Origin of the sequence: Bradyrhizobium sp. B039, assembly GCF_038965675.1 — a bacterium.
In the GTDB taxonomy this organism is placed as follows: domain Bacteria; phylum Pseudomonadota; class Alphaproteobacteria; order Rhizobiales; family Xanthobacteraceae; genus Bradyrhizobium; species Bradyrhizobium diazoefficiens.
This window is the reverse complement of the sequence record NZ_CP152416.1, coordinates 5,532,227-5,554,436: the sequence shown is the minus strand read 5'-3', so window position 1 is coordinate 5,554,436 and position 22,210 is coordinate 5,532,227. Positions and strand designations below refer to the sequence as shown.

The window sequence follows — 22,210 nt, the reverse complement described above, 5'->3', positions numbered from 1 at the left end:
CGCGATCATCATGAGGTTGCAGGATGAACCCCGTTGTCGTTGCCGTCGCTATCACCGGCTCCGTTCCGCGCAAGAAGGACAATCCCGCGGTGCCGATCTCGCCGTCCGAGCAGATCGAGTCGACGCAACAAGCCTTCGAGGCCGGCGCCACGCTTGCCCATATCCATGTTCGCAACGATGACGAGACGCCGTCCTCCGACCCGGAGCGCTTTGCCCGGGTGCAGGAAGGCATCAGGAAGCATTGCCCAGGGATGATCGTTCAGTTCTCGACCGGCGGGCGGGGCCGCGATCCCTCGGCGCGGGGATCGTCGCTCTATCTGAGGCCGGACATGGCCTCGCTGTCCACGGGATCGGTGAACTTTCCGACGATTGTCTACGAGAACAGCGCTGCCCTGGTCGAGACCCTCGCCACCAGCATGAAGGAAGGTGGCATCCGGCCGGAGATCGAGATCTTCGATTTGTCGCATCTGCATGGCGCCCGCCGCCTGATCGAGGCGGGGCTGATCGACCCGCGACCGCACGTGCAGTTCGTCATGGGCGTCAAGAACGCGATGCCGGCGGACGAGCATGTCCTCGATATCCTCCTGGGAGAGCTCAGGCGGCTGATCCCGAAAGCGACGTGGACCGCGGCCGGGATCGGGCGCCACCAAGCCGAGGTCATGGGCTGGGCGCTCGCGCGCGGCGCCGACGCGGTTCGCACCGGGCTCGAGGACAATATCAGGGTCGACAAGACGCGCCTCGCCGCCAGCAACGCGGAGCTCGTGACCATCGCGGGCGAGGCTGTCGCGCGCCACGGCCGGCGCGTCGCGACCGCAGTCGAGGCGCGATCCGTGCTCGGGATCGCGCGGTAGGGGCTACTGCCTCCGCCTGACATGCTCCCGGCTGCCTTCTGCCATTCGGCGGCCGGCGTTCCCGTGCGCTGAGTCTCCGGGTAAGACGAGTGCCACAGGCGCGATCTGCGCCTGCCGGGCAGGCGACGTTTGGAATGCGGTTCTTGAAGACTGACGGCAGGCTCATCGGGGTCCTGCTGGTGCTTGCAATCACCCAGCTCATCGGATGGGGAACGATCGGTCTTCCGCCGATCGTCGGCCGCGACCTTGCGGCCGATCTCGGCATGAGCCTGCCGATGGTGTTTGCGGGCACCTCCACGCTCTATGTCACCATGGGGCTGTGCGCGCCCTGGCTCGCCAAGGCGTTTGCGCGGCACGGTGCACGCAAGGTGATGATGGTGGGCACCGTCGTTGCCGTGCCGGGCTATGTCGTTCTGTATTTCGCGCGCGAGCCGCTGCTCTATTTCGTGGCCTGGGTCATTCTCGGCATGGGCGGCAGCGCCACGCTGTCGACCGGTGCCTATATCATGCTCAACGAGGTCGCCGGGCGCCAGGCCAAGAATGCCATCGGCGCGCTGATGCTGGTGACGGGCCTCTCCAGCAGCATCTTCTGGCCGACCACCTCGTTTCTCAGCGGCCATTTCGGCTGGCGGGGCACCTGCCTCGTCTACGCCGCCATGCTGATCCTGGTCTCGCTTCCGCTCTATGCCTTTGGTGCGCCGCGCCGGAATATCATGAAGGACGACGGCGGCTCGGCTGCAAGACCTTCCGATGCGCCCGCGATTCCGCGAAGCACCTTCAATCTCGTCGTCATCGCGATCACGCTGAACGCCTTCGTGAATTTTGGTCTCGGCGCCGTGCTCATCGAGCTGCTGCGGGCGGAAGGGCTGGCGCCGGCCCAGGCCATCGCCTTCGGTTCGATGCTCGGTGTGATCCAGGTCAGCGCCCGCGGGCTGGACTTCCTCGGCGGGGGACGATGGGACGGAATCACGACCGGGCTTGTCGCAGGCACGGCGCTCCCCGTCGCCATGCTGCTGCTGATGCTGAGCGAGGGGGCGACCTGGGCGGTCGCAGCCTTCATCCTGCTCTATGGCGCGGGCAGCGGTGCCATGGCGGTGGCGCGAGCGACGATTCCGCTCGTCTTCTACGACCAGGCCGAGTTCGCCAAGGCGATGTCGATGATCGCGCTGCCGCTCAATCTGGCCTCCGCGATCTCGCCGCCGCTCCTTGCAGCTCTGCTCACCCAGTTCGGCAGCCGCGGCGCGCTGGGCCTGACGCTGGTGTTTTCCTGCGCGACCGTGCTGATCCTGGTCCTGCTCGGCCGCCGCCGGCCGCAGGTGGCTGCGGCTGCCGTAACCTGAGGCAATATTCACGGCGCGGAATTCGCTCTCGATGGCCGATCCGGCCGCCGGCGCAGGGATGGCCGTATGCCCGGAGTGCAGTGCTCAAGGCCCGAAAATGGTGTATCCGCAGGGAGCGCAGTCACGGCCGAACCTCAGCGCTCGGGCCGCCGCGCCAACACCAGTTCCCCGGAGGAAACCGACATGTCGGCCTTGCCGCTCTCAGGCATCAAGATCCTTGACCTTACCCGCGTGCTCGCCGGGCCCCTGTCGGCCCAGATGCTGGGCGATCTCGGTGCGGAGGTCATCAAGATCGAGCGGCCGGGCACCGGCGACGACGCGCGTGCCTTCGGCCCGCCTTATCTGACCGACCCCGAGGGCAAGGCGAACAACAACAACTCGTTCTATCTCTGCGCCAACCGCAACAAGAAGTCGGTCACGGTCAACATCGCCAAGCCCGAGGGCCAGGCGATCATTCGCGAGCTTGCCAAGGACGTCGACGTCTTCATGGAGAACTACAAGGTCGGCGATCTCAAGCGCTACGGCCTCGACTACGAGACCATCAAGGCGATCAACCCCGGCATCATCTATTGCTCGGTGACCGGTTTCGGCCAGACCGGCCCGTACGCGCCGCGCGCCGGCTATGACGCCATCCTGCAGGCAATGGGCGGCCTGATGAGCGTCACCGGCCATATCGACGGCGAGCCGGGCGAGGGCCCGATGAAGGTCGGCCCGTCGATCGTCGATTACATGACCGGCATGAATTCCTCGATCGGCATTCTCTCGGCGCTCTACCATCGCGACGCCAATGGCGGTGTCGGACAGCATCTCGACGTCTGCCTGCTCGACACCGTGATTGCCTCGCTCAGCCACTGGCTCCAGATCTACCTCGTCAACGGCAAGACGCCGCCGCGCCGCGGCACCTGGGGCAATGGCGGCATGCCGGCCGGCGTGTTCCGCTGCACCGACGGCGAGCTGATGCTGGTGGTCGGCAATGACGGTCAGTTTCAGCGCACCTGTGCGGTGCTCGGCGAGCCCGAGCTCGCCAACGATAAGCGCTTCATCAAGAACAACGACCGCGTCGTGCACGGCAAGGAGATCATGGCGATCTTCGCCGGCCTGTTCCTGAAGAAGCCGGTGGCCTACTGGCTCGACAAGCTGGAGGAGGCCGGCGTGCCGTCAGGTCCGATCAACAATTTCGAGCAGGTATTTTCCGATCCGCACGTCCAGTCGCGCGGCATGCGGGTGAAGACCGAGCACAAGTTCGAGCCGGAGCTGTCGCTGATCCGCAACGCGCTGACCTTCTCGGAGACCCCGATCAAGAACTACCGCGCCCCGCCGCTGCTCGGCGAGCACACAAAGGAGGTGCTGGGTGGCAAGCTCGGCTATGATGCCGGGAAGATCGAAGCGCTGAAGCAGCAGGGGATTATCTAGCGGTTTCTTACCCTCTCCCCCTGTGGGAGAGGGTGGCTCGCCGCAAAGCGGCGAGACGGGTGAGGGGTATCTCTCCGCGCGCGTAACTGCCTGTTGAGTTCGCGGAGAGATACCCCTCATCCGGCGCTTCGCGCCACCTTCTCCCACAAGGGGAGAAGGAAGATGCCCGCGATCGCGTTGAAACAGACGGGCAAAGGACAGCATCGCATGACCGGCAAAACCATCATCACCTGCGCCATCACCGGCAACCTGACCAAGCCCGAGCAGTCGCCGTATCTGCCGATCACGCCCGAGCAGATCGCGACATCTGCACTGGAGGCAGCTGACGCCGGTGCCGCCATCGCCCATATCCACGTGCGCGATCCCGCGACCGGTCGGCCGTCGATGGCGATCGACCTCTATCGCGAGGTGGTGGAAAAAATCCGCGCCCGCAACAAGAGCCTCGTCATCAATCTTACGACCGGCCCGGGCGGACGCTTTGTGCCTTCAATCGAGGATCCCCGCATCGCCGCTGCAGGCACCACGCTGCTTCCTCCCGAAAAGCGCGTCGAGCATGTCGAGCTGCTCAAGCCCGACATCTGCACGCTCGACCTCAACACCATGAACTCCGGCGGCGAGGTCGTGATCAACACGCCGCGCAACGTCCGTATCATGGCCGAGCGCATGAAGGCGGCCGGCGTGCTGCCGGAGATCGAGCTGTTCGATTCCGGCGACTGCCACCTGGCGCGCGATATGTTCGCCGACGGCACGCTGAAGGGGCCGGGCCTGTTCTCGCTCGTGCTCGGGGTCAAATACGGCTTCTCGGCGACGCCGGAGACGATGTTCTACGCCCGCGGCCTGCTGCCGCCGGGCGCGGTCTGGTCAGGCTTCGGCATCGGCCGCGCCGAATTCCCGATGGTGGCGCAGGCGCATCTGCTGGGCGGCCACGTCCGCGTCGGCATGGAGGACAATCTCTTTATGTCCAAGGGCGTGCTGGCGAAGTCCAATGCCGAGCTGGTCGCGCACGCCGCAGGCATCCTGAAGAGCCTGGGTGCGAGCGTCGCAACTGCGGCGGAGGCGCGTGCGATGCTTGGGCTCGGCTGAGCGCCGTCGAACCAAAAGTGACCGCAGCGTGACGCTTGCTGGCCTTGCGTGAGGCTTGCGCGCAATCCCCAGATAAACCCGGTCCGTACTTACACAGGCTTCCGCTCCGCGCGCGACTCTGATTCGATCTCCCTGCGAGTTCCGGGAGGGGAAGTGCATGTCCTATACGATCGGGTTTCAGTCCAAGAACCAGAAGGCCGTTCTGGCGACCGAGGCGGCAACCGCCAATCAGGCCGTCGCTATCATTGCCGCGCTGCGGCAAAGCGCCGACGAAATAAAGTTCATCCGTTCGCCGCAGGAGGGCGAGATGGGTATCGAGATGCTGCTGCTGCTCGCCAAGGAAGAGGCCGAGGAGATGCCGCAGCGGGCCTGATCCCGCTACGACCACACTTCGATCAGAAGCGAAACATGCCGGCTGCAGTATAATGTAGCAAGGCGCCAGTCTCGCTCGAACCGAAGGTGGCCGCCATGAAACGCGAAGCGCTCCGCGTCGAACCGATCTCGTCGTTTCTCGACCGCTGGAAAGCGCCGACCTCGCCGGTGACGCGCGCCGGCAACATGATCTTCGTCGCCGGGCTGCCGCCATTCGACCCTGACACCGGCGAGATCGCCTCCGCGCCGATCGAGCGGCAGAGCGAGATCATCATGGAGCAGATGAAGCTGTGCCTGGAGACGGCCGGCGCCTCCCTCGACAATGTCATGAAGTGCAACGTCTACTGCACCTCGACGAAGCACTTCGCCGCGTTCAACGCGGTCTATGCGCGCTATTTCCCGGTCGATCCGCCGGCGCGGATCTTCGTCTGCACGCCGGAATGGTTCGCCCCCTTCGACGTCGAGATCGACTGCATCGCGATGATGTGAAGGCTAGCGCGCGTCTCTCGCCAGCGCGCGGGCCGGCGCCTTCGTCTCCATCTTTCCCGCGGTCAGCGCCATCGTCGCCACGCTGACGACGCGCGCGACCACGTCCTCGACGTCGTCGAGATCGCATTTGCCTTCGGACAGTTTCGTCAGCCGCTCGCTCTCGCGGATGGTGTGGTGGGCCATGGCGAGCGCGAAGTTGAGGCCCCAGTAGATGTCGACGTCGCTGCGATCGGGCAGGGATCTTCGCATCGCGCCGGCGAATTTGCGCAGATGGTCGATCTCGCGGTTCTTGATGCGGCGGATTGGCGGCACGGATTCGATCGAGGCGCGGATCATGAAGCGCGCCGCCGTCGAGCGCTGGTTCTCAGGGCCGAGGCAGCCGCGCAAGGTCGGGCCGACGAGGGCGCGCAGGATCACCTCGATCGGCGCGCGACCGCCGCCTTCTTCTTCCGCCGCCTTCAATTCGCGCAGGCGCTCGCGGTTGGTGGCGATCGAGCGGGAGACGAACAGTTCCGCGATCAATTCGTCCTTCGAGCCGAAATGATAGTTCACCGCCGCGAGGTTGACATTGGCCTCCGCGACGATGTCGCGCAGCGTCACGTCGCCGAAGCCGCGATCGGCATAAAGCCGTTCGGCGGCGGCGAGAATGGCAGACCTCGTATGATCGCTGGCCATGGCTCTTTATCCCGTCATTCCGGTGCGCGACATCGTCGCGAACCCGGAATCTCGCGCCGCAACTTCTGGATTCCGGGTTCGACGCTTCGCGTCGCCCCGGAATGACGAGTGGGCGCGAAGGGCCGAGGGAGTTGCAATTCAAACAGTTGTATGAAACTATCGTTTGAAGGCCGGGAAAAGTCAATCCGCAATCGGGACTCGTTCGCAACTGCGATCTGGTTCCGGTGCGCTTCGCAAGCCGCGCATTCGCGCTTGCGGGCCGTATGCAGCGGGAGGACAGTCCGGCGCAAAACCGGTTCGAACGAGAGAAACGAGGAGCGTCCCATGGATTTCGATCTGTCCCCCAAGCAGAAGGAATGGCTCGACCGCGTGCGGTCCTTCATGGCCAAGCACGTACGTCCCGCGGTGCCGGTCTATGACGAGCAGGATCGCAACGGCGAGCGCTGGAAGGTGATCCCGATCCTGGAGGACCTCAAGAAGAAGGCGAAGGCCGAAGGCCTCTGGAACATGTTCATGCCGCCGTCCGAGCATGAGGACGATGAATTCCGTGGCGCGGGATTGACCAATCTCGAATACGCGCTGCTGTCGGAAGAGATGGGCCGCGTCACTTGGGCCTCAGAAGTGTTCAACTGTTCCGCGCCCGACACCGGCAACATGGAAGTGTTCATCCGCTATGCCACCAAGGAGCAGAAGCGGAAATGGCTGCGGCCGCTGATGGACGGCGAGATCCGCTCGGCGTTCCTGATGACGGAACCGGCAGTGGCCTCGTCCGATGCCACCAACATCGAGACCCGCATCGAGAAGGACGGCGACCACTACGTCATCAACGGCCGCAAATGGTGGTCGTCGGGCGTCGGCGATCCCCGCTGCAAGATCGCGATCCTGATGGGCAAGACCGATCCGAAGGCGGCCAAGCACCAGCAGCAGTCGCAGATCCTGGTTCCGCTCGACACGCCAGGCATCAAGGTCGAGAAGATGCTCCCCGTCTTCGGCTTCGACGACGCGCCGCACGGCCATGCCCAGGTGCTGCTCGACAATGTGCGGGTGCCGAAGGAGAACATCCTGCTCGGCGAAGGCCGCGGCTTTGAGATCGCGCAGGGCCGTCTCGGACCGGGCCGTATCCATCACTGCATGCGTACCATCGGCAAGGCCGAGGAGGCGCTGGAGAAGATGGTGAAGCGGCTCTCCTCGCGCACCGCGTTCGGCAAGAAGATCATCGAGCATTCGGTGTGGGAGCAGCGCATCGGCGAGGCGCGCACCGACATCGAGATGAACCGTCTGCTGTGCCTCAAGGCCGCCGACATGATGGACAAGGTCGGCAACAAGGCGGCGCAGCTCGAGATCGCCATGATCAAGGTCGCAGGCCCCAACATGGCGCTGAAGATCATCGATCAGGCGATCCAGGCCTTTGGCGGCGCCGGTGTCTCCGACGAGGCCGGCCTTGCCAAGGACTACGCCCACATCCGCACGCTCCGTCTCGCTGACGGTCCGGACGAGGTGCACAACCGCGCCATTGCCAGACTTGAAGTTCGGAAGTATGCAAACTCTTCCACGCACTAAAATGGGGGAGGGCACAAGCCGCTCTCCACGCCGTCATTCCGGGATGGTCCGAAGGACCAGACCCGGAATCTCGAGATTCCGGGTTCGCCTCTTCGAGGCGCCCCGGAATGACGGACGAAAGAATTGAGGGAGCGTCATCGTGGCCGACGGCGTCAGGAAAGACGAGGAGTTCTCGGGCACCAAGCCGGTCGAGGAGCGGCATCGTTTCGACGAGCTGCGCCTCGAGGCGTGGATGCGCGACAACGTCGAAGGCTATGAGGGACCGCTGGTCGTCCTCCAGTTCAAGGGCGGCCAGTCCAACCCGACCTACCGGCTGAACACGCCGAAGCGCTCCTACGTGATGCGCCGCAAGCCGTTCGGCAAATTGCTGCCGTCGGCGCATGCGGTCGATCGCGAATATCGCGTGATCGCGGCCCTTGGAAAACAGGGCTTTCCGGTCGCGCGCGCCTATGCGCTGTGCCAGGACGACGGCGTCATCGGCGCGGCGTTCTACATCATGTCGATGGAGGAGGGCCGGGTGTTCTGGGATCCGGCGCTGCCGAGCCAGGATGCCGACGCGCGGCGAAAGATCTTCACCAGCAAGATCGAGACGCTGGCGAAACTCCACATGTACGATCCCGTCGCGATCGGCCTTGGCGACTTCGGCAAGCCCGGCAACTATTTCGCGCGCCAGATCGACCGCTGGACCAAGCAATATCGCGCCTCCGAAACCCAGCACATTCCGGAGTTCGAGAAGGTCGCCGAGTGGCTGCCCAAGACCGTGCCGGAGCAGGCGCGCGTCTCGATCGTCCACGGCGACTATCGCCTCGACAACATGATTTTCCACGCAACGGAACCGCGCGTGCAGGCCGTGCTGGACTGGGAGCTGTCGACGCTCGGCGATCCCATGGCCGACTTCACCTATCTGCTCATGCAGTGGATCATGCCGGGCCTGCAGGGCGTCGATCTCAAGGCGCTGAACATACCGAGCCTGGAGGAGGCCGCGCAGATCTACTGCAACGCGACCGGGATGAGCGTGCCCGATCTCAACTGGTACTTCTCCTACAACCTGTTCCGTCTCGCCGGCATCACGCAAGGTATTGCGGGGCGCATCCGCGACGGCACCGCCGCCAACGCCAAGGCGCTGGAATCTGCCAAGCGCACCGTGCCGCTGTCGCAGGCGTCATGGGAATACGCGCAGAAGGCGGGGGCGGTCTGAGGAGCTATGAAGGCGCGGTCGATGGCCGCGCCTTTTTGTTTGTGGTTCACATTCCTCGACACGCTCCGCGTCATTGCCCGCCTTGTGCGCAATTGCGCACTGGGGCGGGCAATCCGGTATTCCAGAGCCGGCAGTGCCTGAACCGGGCCGCCGCGGCGTACTGGATGCCCCGGTCAAGCCGGGGCATGACAGCGATGTTGCGGTGACGTAAGCTCGCGACATGATCGACCACACCACCCTCGTCACCTACATCCTCATCGTACTCGGCTTCGTCTTCATTCCCGGTCCGGCCACGCTGCTCACCATGGCGCGGGCCGCAAGCTCCGGAACGAAGGTGGGTATCGCGACGGGCGCGGGGATTGCGGCGGGTGACGTGATTCACACCAGCATGGCGATCGTCGGCCTCTCGGCGATCATCGCCACTTCGGCGCTCCTGTTCAGCATCGTCAAATATGCGGGGGCCGCGTTCCTGATCTATCTCGGTATTCGCGCCATGCTTGACAAGGCACCGATCGAGCTGAATGGCGGAGCGCCCACGATCAGCGCAGGTCGCGCATTCCGCGAGGCCGTGCTGACCGAGGTGCTCAATCCCAAGACCGCGTTGTTCTTCCTGGCGTTCCTGCCGCAATTCGTCCGTCCGGAACACGGCGCGACCGCGCTTCAGCTTGCGGTCCTCGGCATCGTCTTCGTGCTGCTCGGCTTGTTGAGCACCGTCGTGTTCGCGGTGGGTGCCGGCCGTCTCGGCAATTTCCTGCGCCGCCATCCGGCCGTCGTGAGGTGGCAGGGCAAGGTGGTTGGGACCATCTACTGCGCCGTCGGCGTGCGGCTGGCGTTGCAGGAAAGATGAGGCGGCCCGCGCCAGCTCTCGTAGGGTGGGCAAAAGCGCGCAGCGCTGTGCCCACCATCTTGCCGCGATCGCGGTAACATTGGTGGGCACGCTTCCGCTTTGCCCACCCTACGGCAGCGTCGCTTACCCCTTCGCGCAATGCGCGATCAGCTTCTCGACGAACCCCGCGCATTTCAACAGCTCCGACATCTCCACGAACTCGTCCGGCGTGTGCGCCTGTGCGATCGCGCCGGGGCCGATCACGACCGAGGGGATACCGGCCATGCTGGCAAACAGGCTCGCCTCGGTGCCGAAGGCGACCTTGGCGTGGTCGTTGCGGCCCGCGAGGCTCTTGGCCAGCGTGACGATTGTCGCATCGGCGGCGGTGTCGAGCGCGGGATAGTCGAGGATCTCCTCGAAATCGATGCCGCATTCCGGATGCCGCGCCTTCATCGCCGGCTCGATTTCGGCCTTGGCCCAGGCGACGATCGCATCCGTCACCTCGCGCGACTCGGTGATGCCGATGCCGCGGCATTCGAAATCCACCGTGCAGGTATCGGGCACGATGTTCAGCGCAGCGCCGCCATGGACTATGCTGGTGAGCAGTGTCGAGTGCGGAACGTCGTAGAGGCTGTCCGTCGATCTCTTGCCAGCGAGCAGCACGGCGCGGCGGCGGATCTCGACAATCAGCTCGGCGGCATATTCGATTGCGTTGACGCCGTCGGGCGCGATCGAGGAGTGGCGGGCAAGACCGCGGAAGGTGGCGCGTACGCCGTGCTTGCCCTTGTGGCCGATGATGACCTGCATCTGCGTCGGTTCGCCGATGAAAGCGCCGAGCGGCCTGACCTTCTTCTTGGCGACCTCGCCGAGCATCGGCCGCACGCCGACACAGCCGATCTCCTCGTCATAGGAGATCGCCAGATGAATTGGCGTCTTGAGCCTGGCCTCCACCATGTCCGGCACCATGGCGAGGCACACTGCGACAAAGCCCTTCATGTCGGTGGTGCCGCGGCCGTAGAGCCTGCCGTCGCGTTCCACCAGCTTGAACGGATCATGGCTCCATTCCTGGCCGACCACGGGCACCACGTCGGTATGGCCCGACAGCACGAGGCCCGGGCGGTCCTCCGGCCCGATCGTGACCCACAGCGAGGCTTTCTGCCCGGTCTCGTCGGTGATGCGCTCAAAGCCGACGCCAAGCGCGGCGAGGTAGCTTTCGACATGGGCGATCAGGGGCAGGTTGGTGCGGTCGCTGATGGTGTCGAAGCCGACGAGGTCGGCGAGGAGCTTGCGAATCCGGTCGGGTCTTGTGTCCAGCATTCTCGGGATCATGTGATGGGAGGGATCGTGGTCGGCTCTGCCGCCTGCACGAACCATACCAAGGGAACGGCACGACGTGCAAACCCCGGGCAGGGGGCGAGCCCGCTCGACCGTCCGAATGCGCTCAGTTCTTCTGGGCCGCGTTCTTCTTGGCCGGCGCGGGCGCCGGCGCCGCGGCGGTTTCCGGCGGCGCCTGCGGTGTCGCGACCGAAATGCCGTAGGGCCGCCACTGGTTGGCGACGTTCTGGAAGGTGAGGTCGAAATTGATCTGGAGCGGGCGGGTCGGAAAGAACCCTGTCAGCCGCAGCATCTTGTTGGGATCGAGATAAGGCGGCGTCGAGAGCTGCGGTGCGGCAAGCGCCACCGAGAACAGGTCGAAATTCCGTCGCCGCAGGTCGGTGAATCCCAGCGCGAGGTCGGCGGCGCTGTTCCTGGCCTGGAAGTCGGGCGCGGCGAGATCGCGCAGCACCGAATAGTTGCCGGAGCGGTTGGCATCGTTCAGCGTCAGCAGCGTCGAGCGGATCAGGTACAGCGCCTGCTCGGCGCTGACAGGAAGCTGTGGCTGTTTGGCGGCGGCCTTGTCGTCCTCGGCGCTGATCGGGTTCATCACGATCGGCGACAAGGCGATCACCACGCCCAAAGCGAGGCCGAGATATTTCCGCGAGCGCACGGCCCAACCCAGCCTCACCATCCGGGCCTGACCCCGACACGCGCGCCGAATCTCATCGATCCAGGTCGGGCTCCCACACCCGAGCCAAAAAAATCATGCATCGCTATTCCTCAGACCAACCGAGCCCAACGACACTAGCGGTTCGATCGAACGGAATCTGTCACCGTCCGGCAACATCCGGACACGCGAAGTTGTCGCGGCCCGCAAGATCGGTCGGTAACATCATCCTCAGTTCAGCGTCCACGATGCGCCGGCCCTGACGCCGATGGCGCCTTGCTGTGCGGCCGTGAATGCCGCGTTGAAGCGCATGGCGTCCGAATAGGAATAGCCGAGGCCGACCGCGAGGCCGGATTGTCCCTGGAAATTGCCGAAGCCGCCGGAGACGGAGATCTTGCCGGGGCGAGGATCGAATTGCAGGCTGGACGCCGCGAGCGCCAACGCCACGCCGCCGCGCGACTCCCGTGTCAGGTTGTCGACGCGACCGTTGAGGGCGGCCAGTTGGGAGTTGATTCCGCTGATGTCGCCGGCGGAGGCAAGTCCGAGGCCAGCCAGCGAGGTGGTCGCCAGATTGCCGGCCGCGTCCGATGTGACGAGCTGGGTCGGTCCGGACTGCGCCGCCTTGCTCGCAGCCGAGGTGATGCCGCTCATCGTGTAGGTGCTGCTGGCGGTGCCGACTGCGACCTGGTTGCTCCGCGTCGTGGTCGCGCCGCTGCCGATCGCGACCGAGTTGTCGAAATTCGCGCCGGCGCCGGTGCCCATCGCGATCGCGTTGATGCCCGTAGTGCCCGTGCCATTGCCGATCGCGACAGAGGACGCGCCGGAGACGGTGCTGTTGTTGCCCATCACCACGGCATTGGTGGCGTTGACGGTGTTGCCGCTGCCGAACACGGAGGAGCCCGCGGCGCTGGACGTTGCCGCAATGGTGTTGTTCGAGCCGACCAGCTGGATGTTGTCGCCGCGACCCGCCACATTGGACCCGTTCACCGTGTTGTTGTCGCCGAACACCAAACTGTTGTTGCCGTTGACGATGTTGGGATCGCCGATGGCGAACGTGCCGTTACCGCGGACGTTCTGTCCGGTGCCAAAGGCGCCGCTGTTATTGCCGCTGACGTTGTTGAAGGAGCCAACAGCCGCGCTGTTGCTGCCGGTGACGGTGCTGAAGGAGCCGACAGCCGCGTTGTTGCCGCCGGCGATGCCGATACTGGAGCCGAAGGCCGCGGTGTTGTCGCCGGTGACGCCATTGCCGGAGCCGACAACCGCGCCGTTGTTGCCGGCGACGACGTTGTTGGAGCCGACGGCCGCGTAGTTGGTGCCGTTGATGGCGTTGCCGGAGCCGAAGGCCGCACTGCCGTCGCCGTTGACGGCGTTGGTCGAGCCTACGGCGGCGCTGTTGTTGCCGGTGGCGGTGTTGTTGGTGCCGAGCGCGGCACTGTTGCCGCCGTTGGCGGTGTTGCCGAGGCCGAATGCGCTGCTCTGACTGCCGAACGCGTGGGCATTGGCGCCGAACGCCGACGAATTCGTACCGGTGGCGATTGAATTGGAACCCACGGCCGTATTGCTCAAGTTGTTGCCATTGGCAGCGGCGTTCACGCCGATTGCGATGTTTGTCCCATTGTTGCCGCTGGCATTGGCATGGTCGCCCGTGGCGACGTTCTTTCCGCCGATTCCGGCGGCGTTGGCGCCGAAGCCGGTCGCCACGCTCGTGCCGGAATCGCCGGCGGCGCTGGCGCCGTTGCCGATTGCGACGTTGTTGCTGTTGTCGCCGGTCGCGCTTGCATTCACGCCCGCGGCGAAGTTCGAGCTGGCGTCTCCGCTGGCGTCGGAGTTGACGCCGGCGGCGAAATTGGCGCTAACGAGGCCAAAGGCGTTGGCGTTCGGTCCACAGGCGAAGTTGGTGCTGGCGAGACCGCCCGCGGAGGCGCCCATCGTCGCACCGCCGGACGTGGCGCAGACGAACTGCGCTGTCGCCGGCCGTTTTCCGGACAGCAGACAAAGCGCCGACAAAGCAAAGACCGCGACCAGGCGCACAATGCGGACCGGGCAGGATCGGCCTCGGGCATTGGATGCGCGCCACCTGCGATCCTCGGTTGATCGATACGCTGTCAGCCCCGCCCAATTCAACATCATGTCGCTCTCGCCCATGCCCGCAGCAGGGGCGTCGTCCTCGTTGCGGCACGCTATCGCGATGCGAATGTCGTGCTGCATCGGGCCGAGGCCTGCGACTGCAATGATTTGTGGCTGACGAAATTATCGCCCCGGCCGGTCCGCCTCTACCGCTTGGCACGCAACCACATTGCGTCTATTGCAAATTATTGCCGGAAGATGCGCCGTTCTTCTTCTTCCGTGTTATTTTTTCGTTTGCAACTGGGGCGGGGGGATGTCGGTCTTTCAGAGCCTGATTTTCGATACGACTGTGCTTGACGGCATTACCGATCCCGCCATTCGCGCTCGCGTGTGGGCCGAGTGTTTCGAGCAGATCGTCACCGGCATGGACATGGGGTTTGCCGAGGGGGATGCCCGCATCATCGGGACGCACAAATTCCTCATGAACGAGACGGTCGCGCTGGGGGAGATGTTCAGCTCCTCCTTTATCGGCGCGCGGACCAAAAAGCACATCAACCGCGACGACGAGGACCATGTCTATCTGAGCTTCAACATCGGCGCGACAACTCATATCGGCCGCCAGCTCGGGCGCGAGATCGATGTCCAGCCGGGACAGGCGGGGCTGCTCGTACTGGACGCGAGCACACAGGCCATTGCCCCGAACAGCGGCCATTGCATCAGCCTGAAATTGCCGAACGCGATCTTCAGGGAGTGGGGCCTGTCCCCGGTCGACCTGGCCTGCCGCCCGCTCGATTGCACCGGTGCCGACTATCAGCTCCTGACCGGTTATGCGCGGCTGTTGATCGCGAACGGGGCGGGGCTGGACGAAGGCGGCGCCGCGGAGGCGACGCAGCACCTGATCAAGCTCACTGGCCGCTGGCTCGGCGCCAGGGACGGCGTGCAGGGAGTGGACGGTGAGGAGGCCGTCTACCGCGCGCGGCTCGCCTTGGTTCGGCAGACGATCAGCAAGCAGGCGTTCGATCCCGAGGTCAGCCTCGAGCGGGTGGCTCGGCGGCTCGGCATGCCCTCGCGCACCGTGCAGCACATGCTGGCGAAGGCCGGCGAGAGCTTCTCGCAGGTGGTGATGGCGGCGCGGCTGCGGCGGGCCCGCGTTCATCTGCTCGATCCCGTCTACGCCGATCTGTCGGTCGCGGACATTGCGTTCCGCTGCGGCTTTCTCGACGTCTCGAGCTTCTACCGCGCGTTTCGCGCCGCCTATAACGTCACGCCGAAATCGCTGCGCGAGCAGGCCGGGACGATTCCACCGGAATAAGGCGGGCCGCCGGCGCCATCCGGGCTACGAGACCTTGCGTTGCCCGTCGGGCAAGACACGCAAGATGGCGGTCAACGCGCCTTGTCGAAAATATTCCACTTTACCGAAATTCGGAAACGGCGTATGTGTCGCCTCACTCCGGCCCAAGGAAGAGGGGCGTATCGCGATCGTCACGAACGCGGGCCGGGCGGCGGTGGACGCAAGTTGCATCGGCGCGAAGGGTTTCGCAGGGCGGGCAACCGTGAGCGAGGACGTCGCGCGCACGACCGGTGTGATCGGCGTACGGCCAAATCGTGTCGTCCTGGCGCCCGGGGTCTGTGCGCCAAGTTCTGCGGTGATGTGTGCGGCCCGACCGGACCGCGCGCGTCAGCCATCCGCAGGGCGACGGGGGCAATAGTGCATCGCTCCCCGGGGAGAGCACGACATAAGCCGTTCCAACCACTGCGCAGGGAAGGCCGGGATGTCTCCGGTTGCCCTGTTACCCGCTGTGCATCGTAGCGCAATCTGCATCTCGCATGGCGGTCAGTAGGAGCCAGCCGGCTCCCGGCCTTCTCTGCGCCCTCTTTCATCCGAGGGTGAGGTGACGAAGCAAAGCTCGGGCGAAACAAGCCGCGAGAGGGTGAAGGTGTGTCTGCGATGGGAATGCGAGTTGAAAGAGCGACGCCGTCTCCCACACTCCGTCATTGCGAGCGCAGCGAAGCAATCCAGAATCCCTCCGCACCCCGGTCAGCGTTGCCGAAGCGCGATGTGGCCACCAGCGTTCGCAGCAACCAAGTTCGGCGGCTATGGGTCCTGGCTTTCGCCAGGACGACAGCGAGGGTGTTGCCGCGGTCTCGCGCAAAACGCCGGTCCGAAAATGGCCGGGCTCGCCCGGCCATCATCAACGTAGAGAACGACTTTGCTAAACCGGCTTGCCCGCATACGGCATCGATGCCGTCAGACCGCCGTCCACCGGGAACGCCTGGCCGTTGACATACGAGGCTTCGTCGCTGGCCAGGAACAATCCCATCGCCGCGAGCTCGTGCGGCTGGCCGGGGCGCTTCAGCGGGTTGAGCTGGCCGATCTTGTCGGCGGTGCCGCGCTCCTTGGCGCGGTCGAAGATCGGTTTCGTCATGCCGGTTTCGATCAGGCCGGGGCAGACCGCGTTGATGCGCACGCCGGTGCCGGAGAGCGAATAGGCCGTGGTCTGCACCAGGCTGATCACGCCGGCCTTGCTCGCGGCATAGGGATGACCGCTGGCGCCGGCCTTGAGGCCGGCGACCGACGCCGTCAGCACGATTGCGCCGGACTGCTGCTTCACCATGTGCGGCATCGCGTGCTTCACCGCGAGGAACGGACCGATCAGGTTGACGCGCAGCACCTCCTGCCAGTGTTCCACGGTTTGCTCGCCGAGCGGGATGAGCCCGCCGGAGACGCCGGCATTGGCCCAGATCACGTCGAGCCGGCCGTGCGTCTTCACCGCCCTGTCGATGACGGCGATCACGTCCTTCTCGGAACCCGCATCCGCGACCATCGCTTCCGCGGCACCGCCGGCCTTCTTCACCTCCTCGACGGTCTCCTTCACCGCCTCGGTGCGATCGACCGCAATCAGCCTGGCGCCTTCCCTGGTGAACAGCAGCGCAGCGGCGCGACCGATGCCGCTGCCGGCGCCGGTGATGATGACGGATTTGCCTTGCAGACGGCCCATGCGTTTCTCCCTTTGACGCGTGCGCGACGCTTGCCGCGCGACGGAATTTCAAACAAGATTTCAAACGGTAAAGTGTCTTGAGACACGTTCACACCTGACGTACAGCGACATCACACGGGATGGAAGGGTTTCGATGGCAGGCGCAGACAAGCCGAATGTGGTCACGACACGGTGGTGGTGGGTCCGTCACGCGCCGGTGCGCAATGACGGCGGCAATATCTACGGTCAGAGCGACATCGCCTGCGACACCAGCGATACCTACGTGTTCAATGCTGTCGCCAAGGTGCTGCCACGCAAGGCGGTCTGGTATTCGAGCAATCTGATGCGGACGCATCAAACGGCCGAAGCGATCTGGGCGGCCGGCTTTCCAAGGCCTGCGTCCATGACGTGGGAAGCGGACCTCGCCGAGCAGAATCTCGGCCGCTGGCAGGGCATGAACCGCGCCCAGTTCATCGCCAGCCGTCCGGTCGGCACGAGCTGGTTCGCCGACATCAATGAGCCCGCGCCCGGCGGCGAAAGCTTCATGGATCTCTACAACCGCACGCGCCGCACCATCGAGCGGATCAACAGCGAGGCGGCGGGGCTGGACATCATCGCGGTCGCGCATGGCGGCACCATCAAGGCCGCGCTGGGACTCGCGCTCGACGGCCAACCGGAGCGGGGGCTGTCGTTCGACATCGACAATTGCTCGGTGACGCGGCTCGACTATTTTGCGAGTCCCGAGCGCACGGTCTGGCGGCTGCCGATGGTCAATCAGCAGCCGTGGATCGCGGATGATGCGCACGCGGCGATGCATCAACTGGCGGGCCCGGAAGTCAAGAAGCTCGCCTGAGCAAGCTGTCATTCCGGGACGGTCCGCAGGACCGGACCCGGGATCTCGAGATTCTCAGGTGCGCAACCGCGCACCATAGTTCGATGCTTCGCATCGCCTCGGAACGACACTGAATACGTAAATCAATCTGGGAGAGAAACATGACCTTGTTCGACATGAAGGGGAAAGTCGCCGTCATCACAGGCTCGACGCGCGGCATCGGGCTTGCGATCGCCGAACGCATGGCCGAGCACGGCGCCAAAGTCGTGATTTCCTCACGCAAGGCCGACGTCTGCGACCAGGTAGCCAAGGGCATCAACGACAGGTTCGACAAGGGCACCGCGGTCGCGATCGCGGCCAACATCTCCTCGAAGGAAAATCTGCAAAACCTGATCGACGAGAGCAACCGAGCGTTCGGCAAGATCGACGTGCTGGTCTGCAACGCGGCGTCGAACCCGTATTACGGTCCGCTCGCCGGCATCTCCGACGATCAGTTCCGCAAGATCCTCGACAACAACATCGTCGCCAACAACTGGCTGATCTCGATGGTGGTGCCGCAGATGATCGAGCGCAAGGACGGCTCGATCATCATCGTGTCCTCGATCGGCGGCCTCAAAGGCTCGACCATCCTCGGCGCCTACGCGATCTCGAAGGCCGCCGATATGCAGCTCGCGCGAAATCTCGCCTGCGAATATGGCAAGCACAACATCCGCGTGAACTGCATCGCGCCCGGCCTGATCAAGACCGATTTCGCCAAGGCGCTGTGGGACAATCCGGAGAACCTGAAGGCCTCGACCTCGCGTTCGCCGCTGCTCCGCATCGGCATCCCCGACGAGATCGCCGGCGCGGCCGTGTTCCTGGGCTCGAAGGCCGGCGACTTCATGACCGGCCAGACCATGGTGATCGACGGCGGCGCAACGATCAGTTGACGCGATAGAGCGTCATCCCGGGGCGCGCTTAGCGCGAACCCGGGATCTCGAGAGTCTCAGGTGCGCAATTGCGCACCATCGTTCGATGCTTTGTATCGCCCCGGAATGACCCTTCGGGTCAATCCACCGCCGCGTAAACCAGATCCCGCACCAGCGTGCGCGTGTAGTCGCGTTGGCCCGGGCCCTGGCTCATGAACACCGCGAACAGATCCTCCTTCGGGTCGATCCAGAAGAACGTCCCCGCAATGCCGCTCCAGAAATACTGGCCGACGCTGCCGGGGAAGGGCGCGATCCCGGCCTCGCGGCGCACGGCGAAGCCGAGGCCGAAGCCGTGGCCGGGCGAGAGCAGGGTGCCGTTGGTCTTCACCTCGGGCCCGAGGTGGTCGGAGGCCATCAGCTCCAGCGTCTTGCGGCCGATGATCCTGTTGCCGTCGAGCGTGCCGCCGTTGCGCAACATCAGCGCGAAACGGGCGTAGTCCATCGTGGTGGAGACGAGGCCGCCGCCGCCGGATTCCATCACCGGCTGCTCCAGCATGTTGAACAGCGCGACCTTGTCGCCGGTCCAGGGATCGGCCGCGAACGGTTCGGCGAGCCGGCCGGCTTTGGCCTCGGATGTCGAGAAGCCGGTCTCGGCCATCTGGAGCGGCGCAAGCACGCGTTCGGCGAGGAAGGTGCCGAGCGACTTGCCGCTGACGACCTCGATGATGCGGCCGAGGATGTCGGTGGAGCGGCTGTAGTTGAACTCGTCGCCGGGTTGGCAGACCAGCGGGAAGCTCGCCACCAGTGCGGCGTGCTCGGCATTGGTGATCTTGCGGCTGCGCACCCGCGAGTCCTGGTAGATCTTGTGCACGGGCCCGTCGCCCTGGTGCTCGTAGGTGAGGCCAGAGGTGTGGCGGAGCAGGTCCTGCACCGTCATCGGCCGCTTCGGCGGAACCAGGTCCAGCTTGCCACCGCTGACGATCCCGACCTTCTGGTCGGCAAACTCCGGAATGAACTTGGCGACGGGATCGCCGAGCAGGAGGTGGCCGTCCTCGACCAGCGCCATGACGGCGACGGAGACGATCGGCTTGGTCATCGAGAAGATCCGGAAGATCGAATCGAGCGCCATCGGCGTTGATGCGGCCGGGCTCTGGCGGCCCAGCGCCTCGAACCAGCCGACCTGGCCGCGGCGGGCCACCAGCACGGTGATTCCGGGGACGGTGCCCTTGTCGATCTCGCGCTTGAAGGCGTCCGACATCGCCTGGAGGCGCGGCCGCGACAGGCCCAGCGCCTCAGGCTTGGCCTCGGGCAAAGGCGGTGTTTTCGGCGCGGTTGCGGGGCTAAGGGCGGCTGTCGCGGTCATGGTCACTCCCGGGGGCACATTATTATCGGGAGCGAAATGTGGCCCAGAAGGTGCGGCACAAACAAGCGAAGGGAGCGCGCTTCTCCCTTGCAATCCGGCCGTCCCCTGTGCTTGAAAGCGGCCGTGATCCTAAGGCGACGCAGGGTCCGTAGGAGTGTAGCTCAATTGGTAGAGCACCGGTCTCCAAAACCGGGGGTCGCAGGTTCGAGCCCTGCCACTCCTGCCAGCGAAATCAACCACTTAGACTAGATACTGGCGGGATGGGGCAAGATTGCCCCGGCAGGCGCTCGCGGCCGCCCGCAGCGATGAGGGCCTCGGCCGGGGACTAGCGTGCGGGGGTCCGTCCGGCGTCAACCGGAACCTGATCGCGATCGACATCCCGGATGGGAACGCGGCGGAGCAGCGAGACGATGGTCCCGATGAGCTCCAAATAGGTGCGCAGCCGCAGCGCGCGCGATGACCCCTTCAACTCCGCGTTCAGGCTCACGGGGACCTGGACATAGGTGAGGCCGAGTTGGAGCAGCGAGATCAACGCGCAGATCTGATAGCCGTAGCCGTCGGCCCTGACCGCGATCTGGCGCAGCCATTTCACGGGGTAGACGATCATGCTGTGGTAGTCGGACAGCCAGAAGCCGAACATGCAGTTCAGGACGAAGCGCAGCGAATGCGACTGGATCGAGCGGTTGACGGAACGGTCCGACTGGTTGTCACGATAGGTGATCACCATGTCGGCGGCGCCCAACGCCTTTAACATCCTGGCAATGCCTTCGTTCTGGAAGGCATGATCGCCGGGGATCAGGGTAATGGCATCGAACTTCGCGCGTGACAGGGCGTATTCGAAGCCGGCGCCGACGCCCCGCCGCTCGGCGTTATGATGAACGGTGATCCGCCGGTCGCTGGCTGCGAATTCGTCCATGATCGCGCCGGTGGCATCGGTGCTGCCGTCGTCGATCAGGAAAATCTCGAAATCGTCCAGCAATTCGCGGGCGAGCGGCAACACGCCGTCGATGGTGTCGGCGATCTTGTCCTGCTCGTTCAGCGCAGGGATGACGATCGTAAGACTTTTTTCCGCCCTGGAAGGTGTCATCACATACCGCCGTCGCCGGCCACTCAGTACTGTTGGAACCTCACCTGCAACGCTAGGTGATCAAAATCCGGCCAACAATATCGGTCCAGTCAATCAGGTCAACGCAACTGCGTTGCATTCGGGCAACTAGTCGGCAAAATCGTAGAGTCCGGTATCGCCGATGCCGAAGGCACGCCGTAGCCGCGCGATCCGTTTTGCCATGGTCTGTCCGGCCGCCGTCGCGGCAAACCGCGGATCGACCTGCTCGACCAGACCCCCGTCAATCAAGATCTTGGTCCGTCCGCGGAACAGTTCTGGAACTTGCCCTTCGACGACGTCCGACAGCGGAGCCGCCCGGTCGGGCCGCTCGGCAAGACCCAGCAGGATGTCCAGCGAGACCGATTTGTAGACTGCGCCGAAGGCGAAAACGTAACCCATGACGCCAAAGCCGAAAATCGATGCGGCGTCCCAATAGCGGAATTGCGGAAGGATCAGAACGCCGAGCAGCACGCCGAGAAGATGCGCAACGACTGCGGCGATCGCGAGCACGATCACCGGTGCCAGCGACCATCCCCGAGCGCGAGCGACGAACTGCAGGACAGGCGCCAGCACGGCAAATGCGACGGCAGCGATGAGACCGACAGCAAATGACATCGTGTCGCTATCCAAGACCCGTTGAGAAACGAACGAATTTGACGAGATGCGCCACCGCAAGTCCTTTGGCCGTCGGCGCCAATTTGCCGTCGGCTATCATCACCATCCCCGAAGCGATCAGCAGCTTCAATCGATTGTGTGCGAAGGTGCCGAGATCACCCCCCTGCATGTAGGCCGCAGCCCATTGCTCCAAGGTGAGGGGAGATCCGGCCCGGACGAGTGCCGTGAGCAGCGTCAGGGTGAAGCCCCAGGCCAGCAGGCTGAACAGGACGTAGCAAAGCATCATCGCCGTCGCCAGAAGGAAGAGGCCGCTGACCACGTCGTCGAGAAGCCTTGGACCCGGAATTGCGATGCAGGCGATCACAAAGAGTACGACCACGCTGAGACAGCCCAGCCGAAAACGGCGGCCGGCGCCTCGAATGGCGGCGATACGTGCATAGCAAAGCAAGAGCAGCGGAAGCGCGGCACTGAGACAAATCGCAGTGGTCTGCGCCGGGCCCGGTAGGAAATTCATCGCGGAAATCGCCTCGGACGCCTCTGTGGTGCCCAGC

21 protein-coding genes and 1 tRNA gene are annotated in these 22,210 nt (G+C 64.7%); 13 read left to right on the top strand and 9 right to left on the bottom strand.

Annotation, left to right across the window (positions count from 1 at the left end; genetic code table 11):
- Positions 1–23: 23 nt before the first annotated feature.
- The 6 genes from AAFG50_RS26290 (at position 24) to AAFG50_RS26265 (ending at position 5,548) form a co-directional block, all read left to right on the top strand.
- Complete coding sequence (locus AAFG50_RS26290) at positions 24–851, top strand: 3-keto-5-aminohexanoate cleavage protein (RefSeq protein WP_028171356.1); 828 nt, start codon at positions 24–26, stop codon at positions 849–851.
- A gap of 134 nt (positions 852–985) precedes the next feature.
- A complete protein-coding gene (locus AAFG50_RS26285; RefSeq protein ID WP_028171357.1) occupies positions 986–2,191 on the top strand; it encodes an MFS transporter in 1,206 nt (401 codons plus the stop codon).
- A gap of 183 nt (positions 2,192–2,374) precedes the next feature.
- Positions 2,375–3,604, top strand: coding sequence for a CaiB/BaiF CoA-transferase family protein (locus AAFG50_RS26280; RefSeq protein ID WP_028171358.1), 1,230 nt, complete (start codon positions 2,375–2,377; stop codon positions 3,602–3,604).
- A 207-nt stretch (positions 3,605–3,811) separates the two neighbouring features.
- On the top strand, positions 3,812–4,687 hold the full coding sequence (locus AAFG50_RS26275; RefSeq protein ID WP_028171359.1) for a 3-keto-5-aminohexanoate cleavage protein: 876 nt from the start codon (positions 3,812–3,814) through the stop codon (positions 4,685–4,687).
- A 157-nt stretch (positions 4,688–4,844) separates the two neighbouring features.
- Positions 4,845–5,060, top strand: a complete 216-nt coding sequence (locus AAFG50_RS26270; protein WP_028171360.1) for a hypothetical protein — start codon at positions 4,845–4,847, stop codon at positions 5,058–5,060.
- Positions 5,061–5,155: 95 nt separating this feature from the next.
- Entirely contained in the window at positions 5,156–5,548 is a 393-nt protein-coding gene (locus AAFG50_RS26265) for a RidA family protein (RefSeq protein ID WP_028171361.1), read from the top strand.
- Positions 5,549–5,551: 3 nt separating this feature from the next.
- Here the strand turns inward: AAFG50_RS26265 and AAFG50_RS26260 are convergent, their stop codons facing one another.
- Positions 5,552–6,223 carry a TetR/AcrR family transcriptional regulator gene (locus AAFG50_RS26260; protein WP_028171362.1) on the bottom strand — a complete coding sequence of 224 codons (672 nt, stop codon included), beginning with the start codon at positions 6,221–6,223 and terminating at the stop codon, positions 5,552–5,554.
- Between the two features lie 324 nt (positions 6,224–6,547).
- Between AAFG50_RS26260 and AAFG50_RS26255 the strand changes: the two genes are divergently transcribed.
- The 3 genes from AAFG50_RS26255 to AAFG50_RS26245 all read left to right on the top strand — a co-directional run bounded on the left by AAFG50_RS26255 (position 6,548) and on the right by AAFG50_RS26245 (position 9,828).
- Positions 6,548–7,783, top strand: coding sequence for an acyl-CoA dehydrogenase family protein (locus tag AAFG50_RS26255; RefSeq protein WP_011088203.1), 1,236 nt, complete (start codon positions 6,548–6,550; stop codon positions 7,781–7,783).
- A 139-nt stretch (positions 7,784–7,922) separates the two neighbouring features.
- A complete protein-coding gene (locus AAFG50_RS26250) occupies positions 7,923–8,981 on the top strand; it encodes a phosphotransferase family protein (RefSeq protein ID WP_028171363.1) in 1,059 nt (352 codons plus the stop codon).
- A 220-nt stretch (positions 8,982–9,201) separates the two neighbouring features.
- Positions 9,202–9,828 carry a LysE family translocator gene (locus AAFG50_RS26245; RefSeq protein WP_028171364.1) on the top strand — a complete coding sequence of 209 codons (627 nt, stop codon included), beginning with the start codon at positions 9,202–9,204 and terminating at the stop codon, positions 9,826–9,828.
- Between the two features lie 123 nt (positions 9,829–9,951).
- On the opposite strand, the gene argE is transcribed toward AAFG50_RS26245, so the two are convergent.
- The 3 genes from argE to AAFG50_RS26230 all read right to left on the bottom strand — a co-directional run bounded on the left by argE (position 9,952) and on the right by AAFG50_RS26230 (position 13,720).
- Entirely contained in the window at positions 9,952–11,124 is a 1,173-nt protein-coding gene (gene argE, locus AAFG50_RS26240) for an acetylornithine deacetylase (RefSeq protein WP_028171365.1), read from the bottom strand.
- Between the two features lie 124 nt (positions 11,125–11,248).
- On the bottom strand, positions 11,249–11,815 hold the full coding sequence (locus AAFG50_RS26235) for a hypothetical protein (RefSeq protein WP_049832385.1): 567 nt from the start codon (positions 11,813–11,815) through the stop codon (positions 11,249–11,251).
- Between the two features lie 207 nt (positions 11,816–12,022).
- Complete coding sequence (locus AAFG50_RS26230; protein ID WP_162185847.1) at positions 12,023–13,720, bottom strand: YadA-like family protein; 1,698 nt, start codon at positions 13,718–13,720, stop codon at positions 12,023–12,025.
- Between the two features lie 451 nt (positions 13,721–14,171).
- Here AAFG50_RS26230 and AAFG50_RS26225 point away from each other — a divergent pair, with 451 nt between their 5' ends.
- A complete protein-coding gene (locus AAFG50_RS26225) occupies positions 14,172–15,170 on the top strand; it encodes an AraC family transcriptional regulator (RefSeq protein ID WP_049832387.1) in 999 nt (332 codons plus the stop codon).
- Between the two features lie 901 nt (positions 15,171–16,071).
- Here the strand turns inward: AAFG50_RS26225 and AAFG50_RS26220 are convergent.
- Positions 16,072–16,857 (bottom strand): SDR family oxidoreductase, encoded by a 786-nt coding sequence (locus AAFG50_RS26220; RefSeq protein ID WP_028171367.1) that lies wholly within the window; start codon positions 16,855–16,857, stop codon positions 16,072–16,074.
- Between the two features lie 133 nt (positions 16,858–16,990).
- On the opposite strand from AAFG50_RS26220, the gene AAFG50_RS26215 reads away from it, so the two are divergent.
- Positions 16,991–17,689, top strand: coding sequence for a histidine phosphatase family protein (locus AAFG50_RS26215; protein ID WP_028171368.1), 699 nt, complete (start codon positions 16,991–16,993; stop codon positions 17,687–17,689).
- 140 nt (positions 17,690–17,829) lie between these two features.
- Complete coding sequence (locus tag AAFG50_RS26210; RefSeq protein WP_011088190.1) at positions 17,830–18,597, top strand: SDR family oxidoreductase; 768 nt, start codon at positions 17,830–17,832, stop codon at positions 18,595–18,597.
- Positions 18,598–18,715: 118 nt separating this feature from the next.
- On the opposite strand, the gene AAFG50_RS26205 is transcribed toward AAFG50_RS26210, so the two are convergent.
- On the bottom strand, positions 18,716–19,939 hold the full coding sequence (locus AAFG50_RS26205; RefSeq protein ID WP_028171369.1) for a serine hydrolase domain-containing protein: 1,224 nt from the start codon (positions 19,937–19,939) through the stop codon (positions 18,716–18,718).
- Between the two features lie 150 nt (positions 19,940–20,089).
- Here AAFG50_RS26205 and AAFG50_RS26200 point away from each other — a divergent pair.
- Positions 20,090–20,165 (top strand) — tRNA-Trp (locus tag AAFG50_RS26200).
- Between the two features lie 99 nt (positions 20,166–20,264).
- On the opposite strand, the gene AAFG50_RS26195 is transcribed toward AAFG50_RS26200, so the two are convergent.
- The 3 genes from AAFG50_RS26195 to AAFG50_RS26185 all read right to left on the bottom strand — a co-directional run bounded on the left by AAFG50_RS26195 (position 20,265) and on the right by AAFG50_RS26185 (position 22,173).
- Complete coding sequence (locus AAFG50_RS26195) at positions 20,265–21,026, bottom strand: glycosyltransferase family 2 protein (RefSeq protein WP_039184768.1); 762 nt, start codon at positions 21,024–21,026, stop codon at positions 20,265–20,267.
- A 126-nt stretch (positions 21,027–21,152) separates the two neighbouring features.
- The gene (locus AAFG50_RS26190) at positions 21,153–21,659 is read right to left on the bottom strand and encodes a hypothetical protein (protein WP_028171371.1); all 507 of its coding nucleotides are present in this window, start codon (positions 21,657–21,659) and stop codon (positions 21,153–21,155) included.
- A 7-nt stretch (positions 21,660–21,666) separates the two neighbouring features.
- Complete coding sequence (locus AAFG50_RS26185; RefSeq protein WP_028171372.1) at positions 21,667–22,173, bottom strand: hypothetical protein; 507 nt, start codon at positions 22,171–22,173, stop codon at positions 21,667–21,669.
- Between the last annotated feature and the right edge of the window lie 37 nt (positions 22,174–22,210).